Source organism: Vibrio sp. HENC-03 (assembly GCF_000305755.2).
Taxonomy (GTDB): domain Bacteria; phylum Pseudomonadota; class Gammaproteobacteria; order Enterobacterales; family Vibrionaceae; genus Vibrio; species Vibrio owensii.
In genome coordinates, this window is the sequence record NZ_JH976122.1 from 128,876 (window position 1) to 153,037 (window position 24,162).

At 45.3% G+C, this 24,162-nt stretch carries 25 protein-coding genes; 12 read left to right on the plus strand and 13 right to left on the minus strand.

Translation table 11 applies throughout. The features are described 5' to 3' along the window. Positions 1 to 20 precede the first annotated feature (20 nt). Genes VCHENC03_RS14490 through VCHENC03_RS14480 form a run of 3 tightly spaced genes read right to left on the minus strand, consistent with a single transcriptional unit; the run spans position 21 to position 2,384 of the window. Positions 21 to 659: a YdcF family protein gene (locus VCHENC03_RS14490; protein ID WP_009705765.1), complete on the minus strand. Its 639-nt coding sequence runs from the start codon at positions 657 to 659 to the stop codon at positions 21 to 23. Beyond that, positions 656 to 1,483 (minus strand): NAD(P)H-binding protein, encoded by an 828-nt coding sequence (locus VCHENC03_RS14485; protein ID WP_009705766.1) that lies wholly within the window; start codon positions 1,481 to 1,483, stop codon positions 656 to 658. Before VCHENC03_RS14485 ends, VCHENC03_RS14490 begins: the two co-directional genes overlap by 4 nt. A 28-nt stretch (positions 1,484 to 1,511) precedes the next feature. After that, positions 1,512 to 2,384: a LysR family transcriptional regulator gene (locus VCHENC03_RS14480; RefSeq protein WP_009705767.1), complete on the minus strand. Its 873-nt coding sequence runs from the start codon at positions 2,382 to 2,384 to the stop codon at positions 1,512 to 1,514. Positions 2,385 to 2,473: 89 nt separating this feature from the next. Between VCHENC03_RS14480 and VCHENC03_RS14475 the strand changes: the two genes are divergently transcribed. Further along, positions 2,474 to 2,896, plus strand: a complete 423-nt coding sequence (locus tag VCHENC03_RS14475) for a PACE efflux transporter (protein ID WP_009705768.1) — start codon at positions 2,474 to 2,476, stop codon at positions 2,894 to 2,896. Positions 2,897 to 2,982: 86 nt separating this feature from the next. Here VCHENC03_RS14475 and VCHENC03_RS14470 read toward each other — a convergent pair whose 3' ends face one another. Beyond that, entirely contained in the window at positions 2,983 to 3,219 is a 237-nt protein-coding gene (locus VCHENC03_RS14470) for a TIGR02647 family protein (protein WP_005437251.1), read from the minus strand. Between the two features lie 299 nt (positions 3,220 to 3,518). On the opposite strand from VCHENC03_RS14470, the gene focA reads away from it, so the two are divergent. Further along, entirely contained in the window at positions 3,519 to 4,379 is an 861-nt protein-coding gene (focA, locus tag VCHENC03_RS14465) for a formate transporter FocA (protein ID WP_009705769.1), read from the plus strand. Positions 4,380 to 4,437: 58 nt separating this feature from the next. Here the strand turns inward: focA and VCHENC03_RS27785 are convergent, their stop codons facing one another. Continuing rightward, a complete protein-coding gene (locus tag VCHENC03_RS27785) occupies positions 4,438 to 4,575 on the minus strand; it encodes a hypothetical protein (protein ID WP_009705770.1) in 138 nt (45 codons plus the stop codon). A 247-nt stretch (positions 4,576 to 4,822) separates the two neighbouring features. Then, positions 4,823 to 5,623, minus strand: a complete 801-nt coding sequence (locus VCHENC03_RS14460; protein WP_009705771.1) for an ABC transporter permease — start codon at positions 5,621 to 5,623, stop codon at positions 4,823 to 4,825. A gap of 463 nt (positions 5,624 to 6,086) precedes the next feature. Between VCHENC03_RS14460 and torE the strand changes: the two genes are divergently transcribed. From torE to VCHENC03_RS14440, 4 genes are all read left to right on the plus strand, one after another. Next, complete coding sequence (gene torE, locus VCHENC03_RS14455) at positions 6,087 to 6,266, plus strand: trimethylamine N-oxide reductase system protein TorE (protein ID WP_005450728.1); 180 nt, start codon at positions 6,087 to 6,089, stop codon at positions 6,264 to 6,266. 50 nt (positions 6,267 to 6,316) lie between these two features. Beyond that, a complete protein-coding gene (torC, locus tag VCHENC03_RS14450) occupies positions 6,317 to 7,501 on the plus strand; it encodes a pentaheme c-type cytochrome TorC (RefSeq protein ID WP_009705772.1) in 1,185 nt (394 codons plus the stop codon). Positions 7,502 to 7,527: 26 nt separating this feature from the next. Beyond that, positions 7,528 to 9,990: a trimethylamine-N-oxide reductase TorA gene (gene torA, locus VCHENC03_RS14445; protein ID WP_009705773.1), complete on the plus strand. Its 2,463-nt coding sequence runs from the start codon at positions 7,528 to 7,530 to the stop codon at positions 9,988 to 9,990. 199 nt (positions 9,991 to 10,189) lie between these two features. After that, a complete protein-coding gene (locus VCHENC03_RS14440; protein ID WP_009705774.1) occupies positions 10,190 to 11,929 on the plus strand; it encodes a glycoside hydrolase family 36 protein in 1,740 nt (579 codons plus the stop codon). Positions 11,930 to 12,002: 73 nt separating this feature from the next. Here VCHENC03_RS14440 and VCHENC03_RS14435 read toward each other — a convergent pair whose 3' ends face one another. Beyond that, positions 12,003 to 13,217: a putative manganese transporter gene (locus tag VCHENC03_RS14435; protein WP_009705775.1), complete on the minus strand. Its 1,215-nt coding sequence runs from the start codon at positions 13,215 to 13,217 to the stop codon at positions 12,003 to 12,005. A gap of 207 nt (positions 13,218 to 13,424) precedes the next feature. Here VCHENC03_RS14435 and VCHENC03_RS14430 point away from each other — a divergent pair, with 207 nt between their 5' ends. Together VCHENC03_RS14430 and VCHENC03_RS14425 are read left to right on the plus strand one after the other, a co-directional pair. Continuing rightward, positions 13,425 to 14,330: a manganese-dependent inorganic pyrophosphatase gene (locus VCHENC03_RS14430; protein WP_005437259.1), complete on the plus strand. Its 906-nt coding sequence runs from the start codon at positions 13,425 to 13,427 to the stop codon at positions 14,328 to 14,330. 74 nt (positions 14,331 to 14,404) lie between these two features. Further along, positions 14,405 to 14,794, plus strand: coding sequence for a DUF2750 domain-containing protein (locus VCHENC03_RS14425; RefSeq protein ID WP_005437260.1), 390 nt, complete (start codon positions 14,405 to 14,407; stop codon positions 14,792 to 14,794). A gap of 124 nt (positions 14,795 to 14,918) precedes the next feature. On the opposite strand, the gene VCHENC03_RS14420 is transcribed toward VCHENC03_RS14425, so the two are convergent. From VCHENC03_RS14420 to pspF, 6 genes are all read right to left on the minus strand, one after another. Next, entirely contained in the window at positions 14,919 to 15,701 is a 783-nt protein-coding gene (locus VCHENC03_RS14420; protein WP_005437261.1) for a peptide ABC transporter ATP-binding protein, read from the minus strand. Further along, complete coding sequence (locus tag VCHENC03_RS14415; RefSeq protein ID WP_009705776.1) at positions 15,698 to 16,693, minus strand: peptide ABC transporter ATP-binding protein; 996 nt, start codon at positions 16,691 to 16,693, stop codon at positions 15,698 to 15,700. Before VCHENC03_RS14415 ends, VCHENC03_RS14420 begins: the two co-directional genes overlap by 4 nt. Next, positions 16,693 to 17,580, minus strand: a complete 888-nt coding sequence (locus tag VCHENC03_RS14410) for an ABC transporter permease subunit (RefSeq protein ID WP_009705777.1) — start codon at positions 17,578 to 17,580, stop codon at positions 16,693 to 16,695. The genes VCHENC03_RS14415 and VCHENC03_RS14410 overlap by 1 nt, the downstream gene beginning before the upstream one ends. Further along, complete coding sequence (locus tag VCHENC03_RS14405) at positions 17,567 to 18,529, minus strand: ABC transporter permease (RefSeq protein ID WP_005437264.1); 963 nt, start codon at positions 18,527 to 18,529, stop codon at positions 17,567 to 17,569. The genes VCHENC03_RS14410 and VCHENC03_RS14405 overlap by 14 nt, the downstream gene beginning before the upstream one ends. After that, positions 18,529 to 20,148, minus strand: coding sequence for an ABC transporter substrate-binding protein SapA (gene sapA / locus VCHENC03_RS14400; RefSeq protein ID WP_009705778.1), 1,620 nt, complete (start codon positions 20,146 to 20,148; stop codon positions 18,529 to 18,531). The genes VCHENC03_RS14405 and sapA overlap by 1 nt, the downstream gene beginning before the upstream one ends. Positions 20,149 to 20,427: 279 nt before the next feature. After that, a complete protein-coding gene (gene pspF / locus VCHENC03_RS14395) occupies positions 20,428 to 21,438 on the minus strand; it encodes a phage shock protein operon transcriptional activator (RefSeq protein WP_009705779.1) in 1,011 nt (336 codons plus the stop codon). Positions 21,439 to 21,671: 233 nt separating this feature from the next. Between pspF and pspA the strand changes: the two genes are divergently transcribed. The 4 genes from pspA (at position 21,672) to VCHENC03_RS14375 (ending at position 24,161) form a co-directional block, all read left to right on the plus strand. Beyond that, positions 21,672 to 22,343, plus strand: coding sequence for a phage shock protein PspA (gene pspA / locus VCHENC03_RS14390; RefSeq protein WP_005425704.1), 672 nt, complete (start codon positions 21,672 to 21,674; stop codon positions 22,341 to 22,343). A 14-nt stretch (positions 22,344 to 22,357) separates the two neighbouring features. Then, positions 22,358 to 22,591 (plus strand): envelope stress response membrane protein PspB, encoded by a 234-nt coding sequence (gene pspB / locus VCHENC03_RS14385; RefSeq protein ID WP_005437276.1) that lies wholly within the window; start codon positions 22,358 to 22,360, stop codon positions 22,589 to 22,591. Continuing rightward, positions 22,584 to 22,973, plus strand: a complete 390-nt coding sequence (gene pspC / locus VCHENC03_RS14380; RefSeq protein ID WP_005437277.1) for an envelope stress response membrane protein PspC — start codon at positions 22,584 to 22,586, stop codon at positions 22,971 to 22,973. The genes pspB and pspC overlap by 8 nt, the downstream gene beginning before the upstream one ends. A gap of 156 nt (positions 22,974 to 23,129) precedes the next feature. Next, a complete protein-coding gene (locus VCHENC03_RS14375) occupies positions 23,130 to 24,161 on the plus strand; it encodes an efflux RND transporter periplasmic adaptor subunit (RefSeq protein WP_005437278.1) in 1,032 nt (343 codons plus the stop codon). Position 24,162 lies beyond the last annotated feature (1 nt).

Genomic DNA, 24,162 nt, shown 5'->3' on the forward strand with positions numbered 1-24,162 from the left:
GTTGGTCGCTGAACGAAGGATTACGAGAGACCAAACTCGAACTTTTCTCTCAGTGCTTGGTAAGAAGATTCAACGTGAGCAGGGATTTCTTGTTCTGTTTGAAAGCCTTTCTCTGGGTAAGTCTTCACACGAGAAAAATCTTCCATCAATGCTTCCAGTACCATCATCAGAGGCATCTCTTCGTTGATGTATTCAAAGAAAGGATGAGCAGTAGAAGTCACTTGGAGATGAGTATAAGGCGATTGCCACTGTTTTTCGAAGGTTGCAATGGCGCATCGTTCCATAAATGGCTTTTGAACCAAGATGAGAGAATCACAGCTAATCCCTTTTTCTTTCAACAACTGTTCAGTGAAGCGAACATTCTCGCCGCTGTTGCTGGATTTTGTCTCTACTAATATTGCTTCACTTGGCACGCCCGCTAGTTTTGCGATTTCTGCGAATGTTTCCGCTTCGCTTTTATCAAACAAGCCATCTGTAAAACGCCCTTCGCCACCAGAAAACACAATGAGTGGTGCCAGTTTTTGTTGGTAGAGCTTGGCTGCGTATTCGGCAACACGTAAGTCATTACTGCACATGACAAATAAGCAGTTGGCAGGTTTTAGCTCCTGCTTGAGTTGCATGTAATCCCACAGGGTTTCAATGTGTTGATAAAGCTTCATAGTGCGTCCAGCGTTGAATTGAATTGGAACTGATAACCAAGTGCGACAAGTTTGTCTGCTAGGATTCGTTTATCGGCGGTTTCTGTGACTGGCGGAAGTGCTATATCTAAATCGCTTTGGGTAATCGCCGCTTGGTAAAATTCGGCTTTGCTTACGGTATTTGGCGTTGTAGCGTTTACCACTTCGTTATCAATTTGATTAAGCGCGAAAGCTGTCGCGGCTACCGCGTCGTTTTGATGCACCATGTTTGCAGGCGCCTTACGGCTCACTTGTTTTAATCGCATTGCAAAGCGAGAAGGGTGGCGGTCAGAGCCAATCAACCCACTACAACGAACGATGGCATAGTCGATGCCAGAATCAATCACGTATTGCTCGGCTTGCAGCATGATGCGAGCGTTGTCTGAGAAGTGTTCGCTCGTTTGGGCTAAGGCGAGTGTGGCGTCTTCTTCTTTCATATCGACAGCAAGGTTTGGATATACCGTGGTGGAGCTCACCATGAGCAGTTTGTTTACACTGCTTTGTTTGGCTGCCGAGACTAAGCGTTGCCACTGCTGTGCATACTCTTGCCCGTTGCCTTTACGAAATCCTGGTGGGAAAGCGCCAACAATGCGTTCAATTTGGTGTTGTTCGATAAGCTCAATAAGCTGTTGCTGTGAGTGTGGTTCGTTAAGATCGAGTAGAGCAGGTTGAACGGAAGTGAGCGGGAACTCATCTAGCCTTGTTTGGCTTCGACGTGTCACCGTAACTTGATGTCCTTGGTCAATCAAAGTTTGTGCAAGTGGGGTGCCTAACCAGCCTGCACCTACGATCAATGTATTTGCCATCTGTGTGTTCCTACTGTTGGCCCTGAGATCACTCAAACAGGGTTTGTAATTCTAATCTGGCTTGTTGGTGTAGGGGATCGGAATGCCATTTCTGATGTTGTATCAAGTCAATGTTGACCTGCCAAGCCAGCTTTGTGAATTCTTCGCCAATTTTGATCAGCGTATTCGGTGCGTAAGACACCAAATGCTCAGGAAGAAAGCACCAACCAAATCCCTTGTTCGCCAGTTCTAATAATATGTAGTAATCATCAGCGTACCAGATATCCGGGCTAAACGCCTGATTAAGGCCGCTTACATCTTCACTCTTTGAGCGGATAACGAGTTGACGATGTTGCTTGAGTTCATCGATGTTGCGGATCTTTTGTTGTGCGAGTGGATGTTCGGATGAGACAAATACATCAAAGCCGATATGACCTAGGTTAGATAGGTCGACGTTTTTAGGCATCTGTAAGTCACTTAATATAATGCCTGTGGTAGCACGCTCTGATTTCACCAACTCGATGATATCTGGACTTGAAGCCGTGAGACATTCCACTTGAAGGTTAGGAAACTTTTGTTCCAAATGTTTTAAAGCAATGGGGAGACGGGTTAATGGAATCCCCTCATCAACCGCAAGAACGAGCTTACTCGATGGTGCAGAAAAGAGTTGAGATGCTTTGTTATTCAGTCGATCTAGTTGGCTCAAGGTTGCGAGGGCATAGGGCATCAACTGATGGCCTTTCTCGGTCAGTTTAGGATAGCGGCCTGTACGGTCAAACAAATCAACGCCACAATCAAGTTCCATATTCATGATGTGTTGGCTGATCACCGATTGAGCTCGCCCAAGCTTACGCGCTGCTGCGGAGAAAGATCCGGCTTCTGAAGTGGTGACGAACGCTTGAAGTTGTTCAATAGTAAACATATCGTTTTTACCGATGGTATCTAACTTTTACTTATCTAAATGATAGATAAAATGCCAGTCATTGAGTAGAACTATTTAGGTAAAACATCATGACTCGTAACGAACGTATCTTTCACGCTGTGCTATTTGAAATGATTGCATTGGCGATCATCATTCCTGCGGCTTCTTTGATAACAGGGAAGGGATCGAGTGACTTGGCAGTGGTAGGTATTGGCTTGAGTCTTTACACCGTAGTTTGGAACTACATTTATAACCTGTACTTTGATAAATGGTTTGGCTCGAACCGAGAGGACCGCAGTTTAGCAATGAGAATTGGTCACACACTTGGCTTTGAGGGCGGATTGATTTTCCTATCGATTCCGGTCATTGCGTGGTTCTTGCAAATTACTTTATTACAAGCGCTTGCATTGGAAGCTGGTTTTCTAATTTTCTTCTTATTTTATGCAACGGGCTTTAACTGGGCTTACGATAAAATTCAGCCTTTTGGAAAAATGAGAAAATTGATCGCTTAATATAGTGAGTCTAGATAAATATAATTATCAAAAAAGCCACCAAGTATGGTGGCTTTTAATTTTAGAACTTGCTTATTTATAAGAGCTTATTCTGCAGTTAGTACACGAAGAATTTTATCGGCGTGTTCTGCAACTTCAATACCTTCATCAGTTAGGTAACCGCCGTCCGGCTGTGTGCAAAGTTGTTTCTCATACAGACGAGCAACCGCTGCCTGCATTTCTTCTGAAGCTTCTTTGTGGACTTTGATGCCCGTTGCTGCGCTGCTTAAATCGAATTGAAGAAGTAGGTTCAGTTCGGCAATGTGGTCAGCTGAATATTTCATAGATATTTCCTTCGTACTTTTTTATCCAAGCTAGTCTGAAAACTAAGGTTGAGCAATAGAAAACACTTAGAAATGTTAAGTGCCGCGCTATAGGCCTGATATAACGCGGTTTTTTTATTCTAAGGTAAACATTTGACCCAAATATTAATAATGGTTAAGACAAGAACTCATAGTTGAATTTTATCGATTACTCTCTCAGCAACAACAAATTTAGTAAACATGAAAAATAGCCCTTGAAAAAGTCTGGAAATGGAGCGATTATCCGCGCCTCGTTAATTGTTTCTAAATGTTACACTTCCATGAACTTCAATCAGTTTGACTCACTATTACCACCTCAGGCTGCTGAACGTGCCGCCGAAGTAGGTGTTGGCAAAGCAACTAAAGCTCCGATGAAATCTTTCCTGCTGGCTATTTCTGCAGGTCTTCACATTGGTATCGCTTTTATTTTTTATACAACCGTAACCACAGGTGCTGGTGATCTCCCTTGGGGCATTACTCGCCTTATTGGTGGTTTGGCATTCAGCCTTGGCTTGATCTTGGTGGTGGTAACCGGCGGTGAGCTATTTACTAGCTCGGTACTTACGCTGGTGGCTCGTGCAAGCGGCAAGATTTCATGGAAAGCCTTAATGAAAAACTGGGTGGTCGTGTACTTCGGTAACATGGTCGGCGCGGTTTTACTGGTTGTTTGTATGCTGATCACTAAGCAATACATGTTCGACGGTGGTCAAGTCGGTTTGAACGCGATGGCAATTTCGCAACACAAACTGCATCACGGTTTCTTCCAAGCTATCGCGCTGGGCATCATGTGTAACGTTTTGGTCTGTATCGCAGTTTGGATGACGTTCAGTGGGCGCACACTAACAGATAAAATCGCAGTAATGATCTTGCCTGTCGCTATGTTCGTTTCTGCTGGCTTTGAGCACTGTATTGCGAACATGTTCCAAGTACCAATGGCGATCGGTATTAAGTACTTTGCTCCAGAGTCGTTCTGGCAAATGACAGGTGCAAACATCGCAGACTATGCGGATCTGAACATGATGGGCTTTTTGGTGAACAACCTTATCCCTGTAACGATTGGTAATATCATCGGTGGTGGTGTCTTCGTTGGCATGTGGTACTGGATGATTTACCTACGTGATGAAGACAAGCATCTTAAGTAATTCTTAAGAAAGGCAAGCCCAGTGGCTTGCCTTTTTTTGATCTTTCCAAACTTAGTGTTTAAACCAACTCTTCATTGACGCCATATTCTTTTGGCGTCCAGTGAGACGTCATCTCTGAGGGTTCTTGCACTAGCCAATCCACTGGCGTGTCTAATAATAGGTCTTCGACCTTTTCTCGCGTGATTAACATATCCATGTGAGCTCTCCCTTTGTCGGTTAACCGCACTTTAGAGGAGTAAAGTGACGGTTCAATGACCAATCAATGACCATTAAATTTCTCAGAAGAGGGGGGGCGAAATGACGCTTATGTTTCTGGTTGCTTATGGGTTTTAGGGGGTTATCCACATTTTCTGTGGATAACCTGTCGCAAAGATCGTGAGTATCTATTGTGATCGAGAAAAATTCATAAAATGAGATGCTTATATGACTATTTAGTGAGCACGTTAGGCTTTCTCTTTGTTGATAAACTTCACTTTTATGCGTCCTTCTTTAGTTTGTACACAGGTAAGCGTCATCTCTAAGGTAATTGCTACCGACACACTTAGCATGACAAAAATCGCCAACATGATGACCAGTTGATACTTGATTGCCACCATAGGGCTCGCCCCTCCGAGAATTTGACCTGTCATCATCCCAGGGAGGGTCACTAACCCTGTAGTCGCCATCGAAGCTAGGATTGGAGCAAGAGATTTACGAAGCGCTTCTTGAAGGAAAGGGAAGGAAGCGTACTTAGGTGCAGCCCCTAGAGAAATAGCTGCTTCATATTCAGATTTTCGCTGTTCGAAAGCGGTGAACAAGTTCTGTAGTGCGACGATGTTACTACTCAAGCTGTTGCCAAGTAGCATTCCCGCTAGAGGGATCATGTATTGTGCGTTATAGAAAGGCTCAGGCTTTACAAGGCCCAATGCGATGGCGGCAAGAAGTGGAAGTAAACTGCATGACAGTCCGGTGATAAGGGGCATCATTAGAGGCTTTTTAGGAAGGTTTGCTTTACCCACAATTGAGCTCGCGCCAACCACCACCATAATCGCTAGCCACGCTAAGTTCACGATCAAGCTATTTAGTTCAAATAGATACTCAAGGTACACACCAACCAAAATTAATTGCACGGTCATACGGGCAACACTGATGGCAGTGTCTTTGGCTATGCCTAATTTGTATCGAGCATTAATGGTAAGGGGAACGATAAGAATCAAACTAAAAAGTGCGAGTTCAAACCAATTTATATCGACAACCTGATTCATAAACCTTCTCCCAAAATTAACCGTCTGATTTTAACGGAGCTCATTTGGTTTATGAATTGCAGAACTCTGTTTTTTTGCAATCTTATGTCCAGAAAAAAGCAGACATTTGGTGAGGTTTTATTAACATTTGGATAACAACTTCTTGTCTTTAGTCGAAAAAATAGCGATTTAGTAGCACGAAAAAATCCATAAAATTGTAAACAAAGTTAATCTTATGTTGTATTCTTAACATGTATGCAAAAGACTTATTTCTTCACATCTATTAATATTTCTTCACAAAAAATATCAATCAAACACATCTCTGGATGAGCTCAAAAAAGTGTTGGATAACAAGGGCTGGAGCGTCAGATTTGATTGAACCTTACTGTTAGTATGGTCTAACATTTTCCAATAGAGATTGTAAAAAACTTAAGCTTGGTAACGCGGGCTTTTCAATAACACTAGATACAAAATAGGCAAATGTATGAGTGATGTTAACAAAATTGAGAGTGGTGAAAAACGCTCACTGGAGTGGAAGTCTTTCCTCTTCATTGCAGTTGTTCTCTTCCCAATTCTGAGTGTGGCTTTCGTAGGTGGCTACGGATTTATCGTTTGGGCACTACAAGTGTTCTTCTTTGGTCCTCCAGGTGCACACGGCATGTAAGCCAGTGAGCTCACAACCACACTTTAGAAAAGATTTTAAGAGAGCAAATAATGAAATCATTAATCATTAAACTGTGGCGTACGATGACGCGCCCGGCAGTTCATATCAGCCTTGGCGTGCTGACTATGGGCGGTTTCATCGCTGGTGTTATTTTCTGGGGTGGCTTTAACACAGCCCTAGAAGCAACCAACACAGAAGAATTCTGTATTAGCTGTCACACAATGCGTGACAACGTATACGTTGAACTACAAGACACGGTTCACTGGAAAAACCACTCTGGTGTTCGTGCTACTTGTCCTGACTGTCACGTTCCACATAACTGGACAGATAAGATCGCTCGTAAAATGCAAGCGTCTAAAGAAGTATTTGCACAAGTATTTGGCAACTACGACGAACCGGGTGCTTTCGAAGAGCGTCGTATCGAGCTTGCTAAACACGAATGGGATCGTTTCTCTGCAAACAAATCCCTAGAGTGTAAAAACTGTCACAACTACGATTCAATGGACTTCGAGCAAATGTCTCCAACTGCTCGTATCCAAATGAAGCAAGCAGCTGAGAAAGATCAAAGCTGTGTTGACTGTCACAAAGGTATCGCACACAAACTACCAGCTGGCATGGACAGCATCGGTGGTATCGTTGGTGACCTAGAAGGTATGACTTCAAACACAGATTACGGTGTTGGTCAGCAACTAGTAAGTGTTCGTCACCTACCAATCTACTTCGACGATAAAGGTACTGAAGAAGCAGGTCTTCTAAACCCTGCGTCAACAGTTAAAGTTCTTGAAGATAAAGGCGACTACGTTGAAATCGAAATCGATGGCTGGCGTAAAGCGAAAGGCTTCGGTCGTGTAATCCAAGAAGACTTCGGTAAGAACATTGCAGTAGCATCGCTACTAAAAGAAGCAGCAACAGACGCTAACATTGTTACTGCTGGTGAGAAGAAAGTTGATGAGCTAACTGGTCTTCCATGGGAGAAAGTAGCTGCGAAAGTATGGATCAAGAAAGAATCTATGCTGAACGACATCAACCCTGTATGGGAAAAATCAAAAGAAGCTTACAAAACTAACTGTTCTGTATGTCACACACAACCTGCTGAAGCGCACTTCGATGCGAACACATGGCCAGGTATGTTCGACGGTATGCTAGCGTTCGTTAACCTAGATACAGACAGTGAAGCACTGATCTTGAAGTACCTACAGAAGCACTCTTCAGATTATGCTGAAGGTCACCACTAATAAGCGTCGGATTGGAGTAAATATAAATGGCTATTACACGAAGAAGTTTTCTTAAAGGTGTAGCAACCACAAGTGCAGCGTCAGTTATCGGTCCAAGCTTATTGGCTTCAGCATCTGCGAACGCAGCTGAGACTACAGGTACTTGGAAAGTAACAGGTTCACACTGGGGCGCGTTCCGCGCCCACATCTACGCGGGTAAAGTTCAAGAGATCAAACCGCTAGAACTAGACAAGAACCCAACAGAAATGTTGAACGGCATCAAGGGCATCATCTACAGCCCATCACGTGTTCGTTACCCAATGGTTCGTCTAGATTGGCTGAAGAAGCACAAATACAGCGCGGAAACGCGTGGTAACAACCGTTTCATCCGTGTTACTTGGGATGAAGCACTAGACTTGTTCTACCGTGAGCTAGAGCGTGTTCAGAAAGAATACGGTCCATGGGCTCTACACGCAGGTCAAACTGGTTGGAACCAAACTGGTGCGTTCAACAACTGTACAGCGCACATGCAACGTGCGGTAGGTATGCACGGTAACTTCATCACTAAAGTAGGTGACTACTCGACTGGTGCGGGCCAAACCATCATGCCTTACGTACTAGGTTCAACAGAAGTTTACGCACAAGGTACGTCTTGGTCTGAAATCCTAGAGAACTCAGACAACATCATTCTTTGGGCAAACGACCCAGTGAAAAACCTACAAGTAGGTTGGAACTGTGAAACGCACGAGTCATTCAAATACCTAGCGCAACTGAAAGAAAAAGTAGCGAAAGGCGAGATCAACGTTCTATCTGTAGACCCAGTTAAGAACAAGACTCAACGTTACCTAGAGAACGATCACCTATACATTAACCCGCTAACAGACGTAGCATTTATGCTTGCTGTAGCGCACGTACTGTACAACGAAGATCTATACGACAAGAAGTTCATTGAGACTTACTGTCTAGGTTTCGAAGACTTCATCAAGTACGTTCAAGGTGAAACGAAAGACAAAGTTGTTAAGACTCCAGAGTGGGCTGCGCCTATCTGTGGTGTGAAAGCGGACAAGATTCGTGAATTCGCACGCATGCTAGTGAACGGCCGTACACAGATCCTTATGGGTTGGTGTATCCAGCGTCAAGAGCACGGTGAGCAGCCATACTGGGCAGCAGCGGTAGTTGCAGCGATGGTTGGTCAAATCGGTCTACCTGGCGGTGGTATCTCTTACGGTCACCACTACTCAAGTATCGGTGTACCTTCAACTGGTTTCGCGGGCCCTGGTGGTTTCCCTCGTAACCTAGATACAGGTATGAAACCGAAGTGGGACAACAACGACTTTAACGGTTACAGCCGTACTATCCCAGTTGCACGTTGGATCGACTGTCTTCTAGAGCCAGGTAAAGAGATCAACTACAACGGTGGTAAAGTTAAGCTTCCAGACTTCAAGATGATGGTGATCTCGGGTAACAACCCATGGCACCACCATCAAGATCGTAACCGCATGAAGAAAGCGTTCCAGAAGCTTCAAACGGTTGTGACTATTGAGTTTGCTTGGACGGCGACTTGTCGTTTCTCAGATATCGTTCTACCTGCATGTACGCAGTGGGAACGTAACGACATTGACGTATACGGTTCATACTCGAACAAAGGTCTTATCGCGATGCATCGCCTAGTTGACCCATTGTTCCAATCTAAGCCAGACTTCCAAATCATGAGTGAACTGACTCAACGCTTTGGTCGTCGCGACGAGTACACTCGTGGCATGAGCGAGATGGAGTGGATCCGCAGTCTTTACAACGATTGTAAGAAAGCAAACGACGGTAAGTTTGAAATGCCAGAATTTGATGAATTCTGGGAACAAAGCGTACTAGACTTCGGTGAAGGTAAGCCTTGGGTTCGTCATGCGGACTTCCGTAAAGATCCGGAAATCAACCCATTGGGTACGCCTTCTGGCTTCATCGAGATCACTTCTCGTAAGATCGGTCGTTACGGTTACGAACACTGTCAAGAACACCCAATGTGGTTCGAGAAATCAGAACGTTCACACGGTGGTCCTGGCTCTGACAAACACCCGTACTGGCTACAATCTTGCCACCCGGACAAGCGTCTGCACTCTCAGATGTGTGAATCTGAAGATTTCCGTGCTACTTACGCTGTTCAAGGTCGCGAGCCTGTATACATCAACCCAGCTGATGCGAAAGCAAAAGGCATTAAAGACGGTGACTTGGTACGCGTATTTAACGACCGTGGTCAACTTCTTGCTGGTGCGGTTCTAACAGACAGCTACCCACGTGGTGTTGTGCGTATCGAAGAAGGTGCGTGGTACGGTCCTCTAAACGAGAAAGTAGGTGCAATCTGTACTTACGGTGACCCTAACACACTAACTCAAGATATCGGTTCTTCTGAGCTAGCACAGGCGACTTCTGCGAACACATGTATCGTAGACTTCGAGAAATTCACTGGTAAAGTTCCACCAGTGACTTCATTCGGTGGTCCAATCGAAGTTGCTTAATCACAGCACTAAGCTTTAAAAGAAATACCAGCCTTCGGGCTGGTATTTTTTTAACCAAAATTTCAGTGAGCACTCTCTCAATACCAAATCTAAGTATCTGCACGACCGCTAGATTCGTGATGCTGATAACGAATTGGGTAGGAGAAGCGGAGGATAATGAGCCAAACTAAACAATAATAATCAAGTGAGTAGATTTTCTATGGCTCAAACCATTCAATTGGCCAATCACACCGAACTAACGGTGCATGATAATGATCTTCTGTTTGAAGTGATGGGCAACCAAGTTCATTTTTCGTTTGCAGGGATCCACAACAAAACCTTCACCGATCGTGAAGTCCTGTTCGAAATGCCTTTCCTCTACGAACAAGGTGCAACTGTGTTAGGCGACGGTTTCCAAATGCTAGCGCAGACCAGCGGTACCATTTCTCAACCTGTCGACGTTGGTCGTTGCCCGGATAACAACAACTCTTACCGCATTTACCCTGAGAATTCCCCTAAGCGTTACTACAACTATCTAGCTGTTGAAGACGCTGCAGGTTATACCTTGTTCGGTTTTACCTCTTGTCATCGCTTTGCAGGCTATTTTGAAGTGCAGCAGCATGGTGAGCATTGGGTACTTTCTGCTTCTATCGACGGAGAGCAGACCCAAGTGGCTGATTGGGAGCACAACAAGCTGGAATCTGTTGCGGTACTTCGTGGCAATTCTCTCTCGGAGTTGTACAAACAGTACAGTGAGATGCTTGCCGAGCATCACCCAATCCGTAACGGTGTCACACAAGATGCCCCAGTTGGCTGGTGTTCTTGGTACGCATACTATGCGGATGTGACAGAAAATAACGTATTAGAAAACGTCGAGTGCATGCAAGACAACCTAGCTGAGCTTGAATGGGTGCTGCTCGATGACGGTTACCAAGCATTTATGGGGGATTGGCTAACACCTTCAGATAAGTTTTCTGGCGGTGTCAAAGAGCTGATTCACAACATTCGCGCTAAAGGTAAAAAACCAGCGATTTGGATGGCGCCATTCATTGCTCAACCAGAATCGGAGATCTTCCAAAAGCATCCTGAGTGGTTTGTGCGTCACCAAGATGGCAGCCTATTGAAAGCAGAAGATGTCACCTACGGCGGTTGGCGCTGTACACCATGGTACATTCTCGATACCTCAAATCCTGAAGTGCAAGATCACCTGACTCATGTGGTGTCTGTCATGCGTCAAGAGTGGGGCGTTGAGCTATTCAAATTAGACGCAAACTACTGGGGTACTTTAAAAGGTAAGCGAAGCCAATCGGGTGTCACCGGTGTAGAAGCCTACCGCATGGGTATGGAAGCGATCGCCAAAGGAGCAGGGGATGCATGGCTGTTAGGCTGTAACGCGCCAATGTGGCCTTCTTTGGGCTTAGTTGATGCAATGCGTGTCTCTGACGACGTAGAGCGCCATAGCCATCGCTTTGAACAAATTGCAAAAGAAACCTTCTTCCGTAGTTGGCAGCACCGCAAGTTATGGCAAATTGACCCAGATTGTGCGACGTTCACTTCATTACCCAACCAAGCAGCCTCGCGTGAAGATTACCAATTCCATCGTAACGCGCTGCTAGCGTGTGGCGGTCTACTGCTTTCTGGTGACCCTCTACCAGAAATCACCCCATTTGCGAGTAAGACGCTAGCGAAACTGATGTTGCGTCAGCGTCGTAATCAGGAATCGGCCAAGTTTACCGCGCTAAGTTTAAACCATGCTTTCCTGCCGCTAACATCTAAAAACGATCTGCACTGCTTATTTAATTACATCAATGATGAAGCGACAGAGTTTACGCTTACCGCAGACCAGCCTACCGATTGGTACGACTACTGGACAGGGGAGAAGCTCAACCAAGAGCCATGTCAGTTGCTGTTGGTTAGCTTGGATAAAGGCCTCAATGCTAAAGCTATCGTGACAGCTTAACCTTGCGCGCTTCCAAAAAACAAAAGAGCCTCAATTGAGGCTCTTTTTGTATCCATTGCATCTGAACTTAAAGCTAGTATTCGAATAGGAAAAAGTAACCGTATCCGACAATCAAAGCTGGTATCGCAGAGTAGATAGTGGCGACAAGCGCAGCTTTAGGAGCCATTGCAATCGCAGGGAACAAGGCATCACCATCATTGGAAATGGCATTAGAAAGCTGTGCCGATAATGGCGCAGCGCCGGATATATAAAGACTCGTTACGAGAATTTGTGGGCCACAGCCTGGCAATATACCAATAGCCAAACCAACGAGAGGCATCCAGATCCCCCAGTTTGAGAACGTCGCTCCCAAGTCTAAACCCGAGAAATAGGTGGTAAGTTCAAAGGCTAAGAAAGCCAAAATAACCCATGCGCTAACAAAGTTTGTGTCTTGCGCCGCTTTTTGAATTGGGTGTGAATCGATGATTTTGTCATCTTCAGATACCGTTGATTTGTAATCACCCAGTTCTTTGGTCATCGCCCACAAAAACATACTGACAACCGCAAATGTCGCACCTAACCATTCCATACTGTTTTCTTTGAGGCCAATTAATTGGTTGGTATCCACTTGGAATGAGCCCAGAACGGCAATGATACTTGCAGGTATGAGCAGCCATTTCCAGAATGCTCCTTGAAGATTGATAGCACGTTGCTCAACTGGCGTGTGCGTATCACTATGGCTATTACAGCATTGAGCTTGCTGAACATCCTCTTTTTGCTTTGGGCGCAAGAAGTCATCAGCGTGGAATGCATTCACTACCCACCCAGATATTGCACCTACGACAATACCTAAAGCAATCACACCAAACCCTGTTGCAGGTTCTGCTGCAAGTAATAAGAAGGCGGCATCACCCATGGTCGAGGTTAATACTGCAACGATAGCACCAAAGCCAACTCGGCCACTGATGAACTGAGTGGTGACAACGATAGCACCACCACAACCAGGCAAAGCTCCAAGGAGTGCTGCAAAGAAAACTTGATGGCTACGAGAGCTGTGGTAAAGCGCAGTGAGTCGATTTGTCTTCGACATGAAGTTCGAAAGGTAATGGTAGATAGCTAAGGTAGCTGCAACGTAACAAGAAACCGCCCAGAAAGAATCAGATAGGGTAGCGACGGTGACTTCTCTTGTTGTTTCACTCGCTAACAGTGCGAGCAATGCGATAGGCAGCAATAGCCTTTTATAGGCCAGACGAAATTGAGTTGGCTGCAGCAACTGATGTGCTGAGTGGAAAATTTTTGTTGCGTTCATAGTAAGTTCAAATGCAAATGGGAATGATTCTCATTATATTAAAGTGGGAATTATTCGCAATAGGCGGTAACAACTTTTCTTCGTGTCAATTTCCCTCAAATCAGGTAAAGTATCGGCCTTTGTGAGCAAACCCGCTTCCAAGGTGTAATTCGTTATGCAATTCACCCTTTTAGGAAGCGCATCAAACTGACTTGAATAGGAAGAAACATGATTCTAGTTGTAGGTCATAAGAACCCAGACAGTGACAGCATCTGTAGTGCACTAGTTGCAACTGAACTTCTAAAGGCGCGTGGCGTTGAAGCAATGCCAATCCGCCAAGGCGAAATTAACCGTGAAACTCAGCACATCCTTGAAGTAGCTGGTGCAGAAGTTCCTGAACTTCGCACATCAGTAGCGGGTGAAACTGTTTGGCTAGTAGACTACTCAGATCTAGCGCAAGCACCAGACGATATTGCTGAAGCAGAAGTTGCAGGTATTGTTGACCACCACCGTCTAGGTGACGTGATGACAGTAAACCCAATGGAAGCATGGATCTGGCCTGTTGGTTGTACTAACACAGTACTATTCAACATGTTCAAGATTGAAGGTCACGAGATCAAGCCTCAAATCGCTAAGCTAATGATGTCAGCAATTCTTTCTGACACAGTAGGTTTCGCTTCTCCAACTTGTACTCAAAAAGACAAAGATGCTGTAGCTGAGCTAGCGGCTATCGCAGACGTACAAGATGTTGACGCATTCACTAAAGATCTTCTAATTGCTAAGACAAACATCGAAGGTCTATCTGCGGCTGAACTTGTTGAAAAAGACCTTAAAGGTTACCCATTCAACGGTCGTGACGTAGTAGTAGGTCAGGTTGAACTTGCGACTCTAGAGCAAGTTGACGGCATGATCGAAGCACTAGAAGCGGATCTAGAAGCTCGTTGTGCGAACGACAACCTAGCATTTGCTGCAGTTATGCTAACAGACATCACTACTGCTCAAACTCGTCTTCTTTACAAAGGTGAGTGGGCTGAGAAGCTTGTTAAGCACGAGAAAGACGGCATGCTAATGATGGAAAACACTCTAAGCCGTAAGAAGCAAGGCTGGCCTTGGCTTCAAACTGAGCTTGTGTAATTTCATTATTACCAACGTATACTTTAAATGCCCGCCAATAGGTGGGCATTTTTCTATGGGAATAGGAGACAAACATGTCTGAAGCATTAACCCAAGAGCAAATGGACACCATCAATCGCTACAACGAAGAACAGCGTTTGAAATACTGTGTGAAGGAAATCGTAGCAAACCGCAAAGTGTGGATTCTGAAAGATGAACACGGCTGCGTAATGCTAAATACAGAAGATGACGATTGTGTGCCTGTGTGGCCAAACGAAGAGTTCGCGCAGCAGTGGGCGACAGGTGACTGGGAAGAGTGTGAACCAGAAGCTATCTCTTTGAATAAGTGGCACAGCCGTTGGACATCTGGCCTAGAGGACGATGAGTTGTCTGTTGTGGTTTTCCCAAACCAGAACGAAGAAGGCGTAGTTCTATTCCCTGACGAGTTTGATTTCGAGCTTCGTAAACAAGAGAGCCGTCGCTAGACACTACAAAGCGTGCTCTCAAATTCAGAGAATAAAAAAAGCCTGCGTTGATGCAGGCTTTGTTGTTTTTAGAAGACGTTTTTTTGAGGAAGCGAATACTAGAGACTTATCACTCGCTCAATTTTTAGTGGTTTGGCGCTTTGTAGAAGTGGCTCTCTACCAGTCGCTGAGTAATCGCATGCTCTGGGTTGGTCAGCACTTGGTTTGTCTCGCCAAATTCGACCACTTCACCTTCATGCATCACCATTACCTTATCCGTAATGTGCTTCACGATGCCGATATGTTGAGACACGTAAACAAACGACAGTCCCATCTCTTCTTGTAGCTCCAAGAACAGGTTAATGATTTGAGAGCGCATTGCCATGTCGAGACCGTTTAGTGCCTCATCAGCAACGATGATAGACGGTTGAAGAATCAAAGCACGAGCAAGACACACACGTTGCTTTTGACCCGCTGCCAGCATCTGAGGGTAGAAGTAAGCATGCTCCGGTAACAAACCTACGCGTAGCAAAGTATCCTTCACACGCTTCATTCGTGCATCCGGCGGCATGTTGGTGTTTCGCTTAAGCGGGCCTTCCAAAATACGACCGATCTGAATTCGAGGATTCAAAGAGGTGTTTGGATCTTGGAAAATCATACGAATCAGCTTACAGCGCGTCGAATAATCTTTGTGTTCCAGACGCTCACCATTCACGCGAATCTCGCCAGAGCTTGGCTCAACTACACCAGCAAGCATACGTGCTAGGGTTGATTTACCTGAACCGTTTTGACCGATAAAGCCAATGGTTTGGCCCGGCTCTAGAGTAAAGCTAACCGGTTTTACCGCTTCCTTGACTGTGCGTTTGAACAGACCTGAGCGCGTGACAAACTGTTTCGATAGGTTATCGACTTCAAGCAACGCACTCATGAATGTTTCTCCGTGTTCAATGGGAAGTGACAGCTAAATTTGTGGTTCTTAATACGCTTGGTGTGTGGAATCTCCACACATTGTCTTTGTGCATAAGGACAACGCGGCCCTAAGCGACAACCAATTGGCAAGTGCTGCAAAGGAGGGATGGAACCCGGCAGCGATTGCAGTTTCTGCTTATGAGGGATCCAGTCATTAAAGTCTGGCATCGCTTTGAGCAGTGCTGCGGTATACGGGTGTTTTGGAGCCGCAATCAGTTTTTCTGTATCGGCAGACTCAACCGACTGGCCGCAGTACATTACCGTAATACGATTCGCCCATTGAGTAATCGTGGTCAAGTCGTGCCCAATCAACACAATCGTGGTGTTGTTAAGTTGGTTCATTCGGCTCAACAAACGCAAAATCTGTGACTGGGTAATAGGGTCAAGGTCGTTGGTTGGCTCGTCGGCAATCAAGATTTTCGGCTTGGTTGCAATCGCCATTGCGATCATGACTTTTTGACATTCACCGTCCGTCAGTTCGTATGGGTAGCTGCCCATCAAACGTTTGTGATCTTTGATACCGACTTTGTGGAGTAGGGCAACCGCCTGCTTCTTACGCCACTTGAATCGCTCCCACCATTTGCCTTCGAAAGAGCGAGAAGGGATCGATTCGATCAACTGACGTCCTACTTCTTCAGAAGGATCCAAACAGGTTGAAGGCTCTTGGAAAATCATCGCGATGTCACGCGCAATCACTCGTCGGCGCTCTTTCGGCGTCAATTGAAGTAAGTCAACGTTGCCAAGGCGCATTCGGTCTGCGGTGACTTTCCAGTTGTCTTTACAAACCCCAACAATCGCTTTGGCGACGAGACTTTTACCCGAACCTGATTCGCCCACTAGACCGCGTATTTCCCCTTCGTTTAGGGTAATGCTCATGCGATCTACGGCTTTCACCAAGCCCGATGGTGTTTCAATTTCAATGGTTAAATGTCGAATATCTAATAACGGCATTATTCGATCCCCGCATTGAGCGCTTGGCGTACGCCTTCACCCACTAAGTTTAGAACAACAACAGTAAACATAATGGTGAGACCGGGTAGCGTCACCGTCCAAGGTGCGATGTAAATCAGTTCAACAGAGTCACCAAGAATTGCACCCCATTCCGTACTTGGCGCTTGAGCACCTAAACCAAGGAAACCCAGTGCGGTGATATCAAGGATCGCAACAGAAAGTGCTAGGGTGATTTCTGCCGCGATGACTGTTAACACGTTCGGTAGAATCGAGTTCCAAAGCAAGTAGAAGTCGTTAGCGCCATCCAAACGGGCAGCCATGATGTAATCTTTCTCAACTTCGGTATGCACGGCGATATAAACTGAGCGAATAAAGCGTGGAATTAAAGCCAAACATATCGCTAAAAGAATATTGAATTCCCCAAAGCCCAAGAAAGCCACAAAAATGATGGCAAGCAGCAGTGATGGAATTGACATGACGGTGTCGAGAAGGTGGTTCAGCGTGCTAGATAAAAGACCTTTGGTCATACCCGCTAACACGCCAATGAAGCAACCAATAAGAGCTGCAATTGCTGTGATTGCAACCGCTGCGCCAAACGTCAATTGAGAGCCCATGATAAGACGTGAAAGAATGTCACGACCTAAGTCATCGGTTCCTAAAAAGTAATCAACAGTGCCTGCTGGTGCCCATGATGGCGGAACCAGTAATTCGCCTGATTGCGCTTGCGGATCGTAGGGTGCTAGCAGAGGAGCAAAAATGGTAATCAGTACGACGAAAGCCAAACACCATAAGCCGAACATTGCCAAGCTGTTCGCACGGTAGCTGCGCCAGAAACGTTCGAACTGAGTCGGAATGCGTTCTTCCTGATAAACGTTATTTGTTAGCATACCATTCCTTTCTCACCAGAGGGTTAATCATGGCACCAATCAGATCCGAAAGGATGTTGGCAGTTAAAACAAGGGTCGCTAGAACCATTACACCCGCTTGAATCGAAGCGTAATCTTGATTGGAAAGGGCGTCTAACAACCAACGACCAATACCAGGCCAGTTGAAGATGGATTCAGTGATGATCGCGAGAGTAATCATGCTCGAAAGTTGAACCCCAACCTTTGGAATGATGGGTGGAATCGCATTACGAAGTACGTGTTGAGTCACGATCTCGCGGTTCGACAAACCTTTGATTCGCGCAGCACGGATGTAGTTTTGGCTCATCACTTCCGCAACTGATGCTCGCATCAAGCCAATGACCTGAGTGGTTGGCGTTAATGCCAATACCAAACATGGCAAAATCATATGCTCAATAACACTTTGTAGCGCGTGTGCTCGGTATTCACCTTTTGCCATGAAAGCATCAATGATGGCGAATCCTGTGACGTGGTCGATTTCATAAAGTAAGTCATAGCGTCCCGCAACTGGGAACACATGATACTGAAGCGAAAACACCATAATCAGCATTAGTGCAACCCAGAAGATTGGCGCAGAATAACCCGACATTGACACAAACGAGATACTGGTATCGAGCCATTTACCTTGCTTCATGCCTGCAATGGTACCCAGTGGGATACCGATAAGTAGCGACACTACAAATGCAAAGAAACACAGCTCTAACGTCGCAGGGAAAACGACAGCGAGCTCTTCGTAAATTGGATTGCCATTTTTACTGATGCCGAAGTTAAGCTGAGACAACTCGACTAAATAACTTTGCCAACCCGACCAAAATTCAACGTTTGCCCAATGGGAAGTGGGATCCAAACGCAGGAGTGAAAAGCCCACTAACGTGAGAATCATCAAAGTGATGACAAACAGATTAAGACGTCTTACGGCGTACCAAAACATTAATGAATTCTCTCAACTCTATCAAAAGGTTGTGCATTGAAAGGGCTCGACTTAAAGCCTTTCAGCGATTTATCGTGAACACGGAATTGAACACCATGAGCTAGCGGAATCACCGGGAACTCTTCGTTCAATATGTTTTGCGCTTGGCGGTATAAATTCAAACGGTAACGTTGTTGCTCTGTTTCTAACGCAAGATCCAACAAGAAGTCGAAGTCGTCGTTACACCACATTGAAACGTTCAAACCAACGCGCTCTGATTCACAAGAAAGCAGTGGACGGAAGAAGTTATCCGGATCGCCTGTGTCACCAATCCAGCCCGTTAGCAGTAAATCGACATCATTGATGGTTTCTAACTGAGTGCGCTCAAAACGGTCATCGGTCAGAAGTCGTAAATCAACGCCAATATCCGCAAAGTTAGCTTGAATCAGCTCCGCAGTTTTGCGTGGGCTTGGGTTGAATGCGCGTGGCTCTAAAGGTACCCACATAGTTAACTGAAGCCCTTTTTCGTAACCCGCTTCTCGCAACAGGGCTAGGGCGTAGTTACGGTCGTAACGGATTTTTACGCTGTCTTTTTGGTAAGCCCAAGAATTAGGAGGAAGTAGGGTATAGGCTTGAGTACCTGTTCCGTAGTAAACCGAATCAAGAATGTTCTGACGATTGATCGCGAGATTCAGTGCTTGTCGAACACGAGGATCGCGAAGCGCAGGGTGACCAGTGTTAATCGCAATAAAAGAGACGTTGTTCGCAGGTGTAGCGGTTAACTCAAGGTTTTCCGTTTCTTGAATGATTGGGATCTGGCTAGAAATCGGTGACGCCAAAACATCACATTCATTTCTCAATAGTTTAGCCAGCGTACCAGTACCTCGGTGAGAAATGTCGAATACCACTTGTTCCATCTTCGCCGGTGACTTCCAGTATTTTGGATGACGTTCCAAGCGAATCAAATCGTTTACTTGATACTCTTTTAGTTGGTAAGGACCAGTGCCAATCGGCAACATATCGATTTGTGCTTTTTCATCCTTCTCTGCCAATTGCTGCCCGTATTCGGCAGAAAGCAAAACAGCATGACTAGTGGCGATATTTGCCAAAAAAGCAAAGTTAGGCTGAGAAAGTACGAACTTAACCGTGTGGTCATCCAGAGCAATCACATCTTTAACGAGGTTTTGGAAATCCAAACCTGCAAACCATGGATAAAAACCACCACCGACGTCATGAAACGGATGGTCTACATCAATGATTCGCTTAAAGCTGAATACCACATCTTGGGCGTTAAACGGACGAGTTGGTGTGAACCAAGCGGTTTTTTGAAACGCGACGTCTTGTTTTAAGCTAAACGTGTATTCCGTGCCTTCGTCGTTGACCGACCAACTTTCCGCAAGGTTTGCGATAGGTTGGTGAGATTTAGGATCGAGAGTGAGCAGCGTGTCGTACAGCTGAGGACTTAATGCTTCGGCTGTGATGCCGCTGTCAATGAGCTGAGGGTTAAACGTGGTTGGCTTACCTTGCCCACAAAACACAAAGCCATTCTCTCGAATATCATTGTGATCGATTTCGTCACCACATGCGGTGAGTAAGCTAATACCAATAAGGCTCAGCGATAGTCTTATAAAAGCTTTCATAATATGAAATGGTCATTGGACTTTGCTTGTTCCTTCTGCTTTTTGCATCAGGGATGACAAGCGAAAATGATCCCGCTAATTTATCACCTTTGCCAACTCGCTCCAAACATAAAATCGTTGTGTAGCGAGGTGTTAGATCAAATTACCGTATCATTTCTGGTTGGCGACCTTATTTGCCTCTCAATTTGCTCACTATGTGTGTGATTTGCCACTGGTTAGGAAACGGCTTGTCTTCCTTAGTATAGTGAGACAACGCTAGAGTGAGAGGGCAGGTGCTATTTATCCTTGACCAACTAAGCCATATTTTCTGACCATGCCTCTGAGCTGGTGGTAACTTAGCCCTAATAGCTCTGCCGCTTGGCGTTGATTAAACTTCGCTTCTTCTAAAGCGCGGTTAAGCAGTTCGATATCTTGGTCTTCTTGCCACTGCTTGTAATCCAGAGGGAAGTGAATCTCGGCTCGCTGTGCTGTTTTAGCAGGTTCTGACTCTTCTTGATTTGCGGTATGGCCCAACGCGTTATCCCAATCCGCTTCAAATGGGTTAAAGATAAGATGTTCGATCGGATCAGAGTTTAAACCATGACGATAAATCGCACGCTCAATCACGTTCTTTAACTCACGTACGTTGCCCGGCCACGCGTAATCCAAAAGTGATTGTTGTGCTTCTTCCGTAAAGCCAACAAAGTATTCCAACTGCAATTCACGGCACATCTTGATCGCGTAATGTTCGGCAAGGGAAAGAATGTCTTCCTTTCGCTCTCTCAGTGGTGGAAGCATGATGACGTCAAACGCCAAACGGTCGAGTAAATCTGCGCGGAAATTGCCTTGTTCCGCCAGTTTTGGTAAATCGGCATTGGTTGCACAAACTAAGCGCACATCTGCAGTTAGTGCAGTATGTCCGCCAACACGTTCGTACTCACCATATTCAATCACGCGTAGAAGTTTTTCTTGAACAAGAAGAGGAGCGGTTGCCAATTCATCCAAAAATAAGGTGCCACCTTCTGCGCGTTCGAAGCGGCCTTTGTGCTTACCTTTAGATCCTGTAAATGAGCCGGATTCGTGGCCAAACAGTTCTGAATCAATCAGACCTTCGCTTAATGTCGCACAGTTTAGAGAAAGCAGTGGCTTATCCCAACGCTTTGATAAATAGTGTAAACGTTGCGCGATGAGTTCTTTACCTGTACCTCGTTCCCCAATGATGAGAACAGGACGTTCAATCGGCGCAAGTTGTGATACTTTATCTAGTACGGCGAGAAAAGCGGGCGATTCACCTATGAGGTTCTGCTTCATAAAATCCTTCTTATTTTCTATCTAGCCACGATTTACAGTATTGGAGTTGGTGAAATTTACCAACAGTTGGTAAAAACCATCATAGCATAACGGAGTGTAACGACAACAAAATGCGTAAGGCGCTGTTTATTAAAGAAAATAAAAGTTGGCACGCTACTTGTTATATCTAAAGGGAGACACAAGGTGAATCACCACCTTGTCGAGTTTAAATAGGAAAAAAGAGGAGTTCCGTTATGGGTATTTTTTCTCGTTTTGCAGACATCGTTAACTCAAACATCAGTGCATTGCTAGACAAGGCGGAAGATCCTGAAAAAATGATCCGTCTTATCATCCAAGAAATGGAAGACACGCTTGTAGAAGTGCGTACTAACTCGGCTAAAGCGATTGCAGACAAAAAAGAGTTGGCTCGCAAAGTAGAAGCGTTAGAAGAGCAAATCACTGAGTGGGGTCAGAAAGCAAGCCTTGCTCTAGTGAAAGAGCGTGAAGATTTGGCACGTGCTGCTCTGATTGAAAAGCAAAAGCTGGAGCAAGTGATTAAAGGTCTTCACACTGAGCAAACGCTAGTCGAAGAAACCATTGAGAAACTGACTGGCGAAATCGGTAAGCTAGAAGCAAAAATCACAGAAACTCGCGCGAAGCAGCAAGCGCTAGCGATTCGTAACCAAACGGCATCTAACCGTCGTGATGTACAAAAGCAACTTCACGCAGGCCGTACAAACGAAGCGATGGCAAAGTTCGAGCAATACTCTCGTAAGATTGACGAGATGGAAGCGGAAGCGGATCTATACGCGAAAACGGGTAATGCAAAGTCGCTAGACCAAGAGTTTGCTGAGCTACAAGCACAAGACGAAATTGAAAAAGAGTTGGCAAAACTGAAAGAACAGATGTCATCGAACGATAAATAAGAAAGGAGCCATTTATGTCGACATTTTTTATTACTGGACCATTGATTGTCTTTTTAATCTTTGTCGCTCCACTATGGCTCTTCTTACACTATCGCAGCAAACGCAAAGCAGATAGTGCACTGTCGAGCCAAGATCTAGAGCGCCTTCAGGTACTGTCTGAAAAAGCGGAAGCGATGCAGTCTCGAGTTGAAACATTAGAGCGTATCCTAGACTCAGAGTCCCCAACATGGAGACGAAAGTATGAATAGACGAGAACTGTATCGTGACCCGGTAAACGGCAAAATATCCGGTGTGTGTGCCGGAGTCGCAAACTACTTTGGCGCGGAAGTTTGGTTGATTCGTATCGTCGTGATCTCCGCAGCCTTGCTAGGTGGTACTTTTTTAGTCTTGTTGGCCTACATCGCAATGACCTTCATGCTAGAGAAGCAACCAATGACTTACACCGAGAACATTAAGTCACGCGAAGAACATACGTTGAAGAGCAAACCGTGGCAAAAAGGACAGAGTCCAGATCAGCTGTTAAGCGTGCTGGAAAATGACTTTAACCGTCTCGATGGAAAAATCCGCAACATGGAAGCGTATGTCACTTCTGACACTTATCGCGTAAACAGAGAGTTTAATAAGCTCTAGTGATTAGTTACTAATTTATTGATAAAGCAGGCTTCGGCCTGCTTTATTTTTGTCTCAAATTGCTATTTTTAAAGAAATTTTTTGCTCTGATGCTCTAGAAGAACACCATAAATTCATCTACTTTAAAAGGAATGGATCTTAAATGGATGAATTAACATGAGAAAAGCGCTCATTCCAATCGCTGTCATGACGGTTCTCTCTGGGTGTGGAAAAGAGCTGCCACCAGTCCCTGAACCCGAATCTCGGCCCGCCAAACTCTTCACGGTCTCTGTAGGCAATGCTCAGTTTGAACGACATTTTCCTGCCACCACAGAAGCCGGCGACCGAGCAGTACTCGCATTCCGTGTGCCTGGATTGCTTCAGTCGATTGAAGTCAATGCGGGGCAGATGGTTAACAAAGGCGATGTGCTTGCCGTACTCAACCCTGACGAGTATTCACTACTCGAAAAACAAGCCCGTGCGAATTACACCCTAGCGGATGTTCAATACGAACGTTCGAAAAAGCTTCGTAAAGAGCAAGTAGTGTCTGAGCAAGATTTTGATGCAGCGAAAGCTAATCATAATTCTGCAAAAGCACAGTGGAATCAGGCTAAAGCAAACCTGAGATACACCAAGCTTGTTGCCCCTTACGATGGCACTATTTCTTACCTGCCAGCGGAAAACCATGAATACGTGGCGGCAAAAGAAGGCGTCATGAACATTCAAACCAACCAAGTGATGAAGGTGTTATTCCAATTACCAGATCACTTGTTGAGTAAGTTTACGCAAGGTGCCAACGCACATGCGTCAATGACGTTTGATGCGTTCCCAGAGCGTTCTTTCGAATTGACCTTCCAAGAAATTGATACTGAAGCGGATCCTAAAACGGGCAGTTACAAAGTCACCATGGTGATGGCTCGCCCAGAAGGGGTCGGTATCTTACCGGGTATGTCCGGTAATGTGCATTTGGTGTCTGAAAATGCAGGTGCCACAAGAATTCCGAATTCAGCACTGTTTACTGAGAACGATAAAACGTGTGTTTGGCGTGTGAATGACCAAGGCATCGTTGAGAAAGTGACGGTAACGCTGAACGAGAAACAGCAGATTGCGTCTGGTCTAGAAGATGGTGATCAAATCATTATCTCTGGCGTCAACGTGATTGAGCCTGGCATTAAAGTGCGTGAGTGGGTTAAGGAGCGAGGACTGTAGT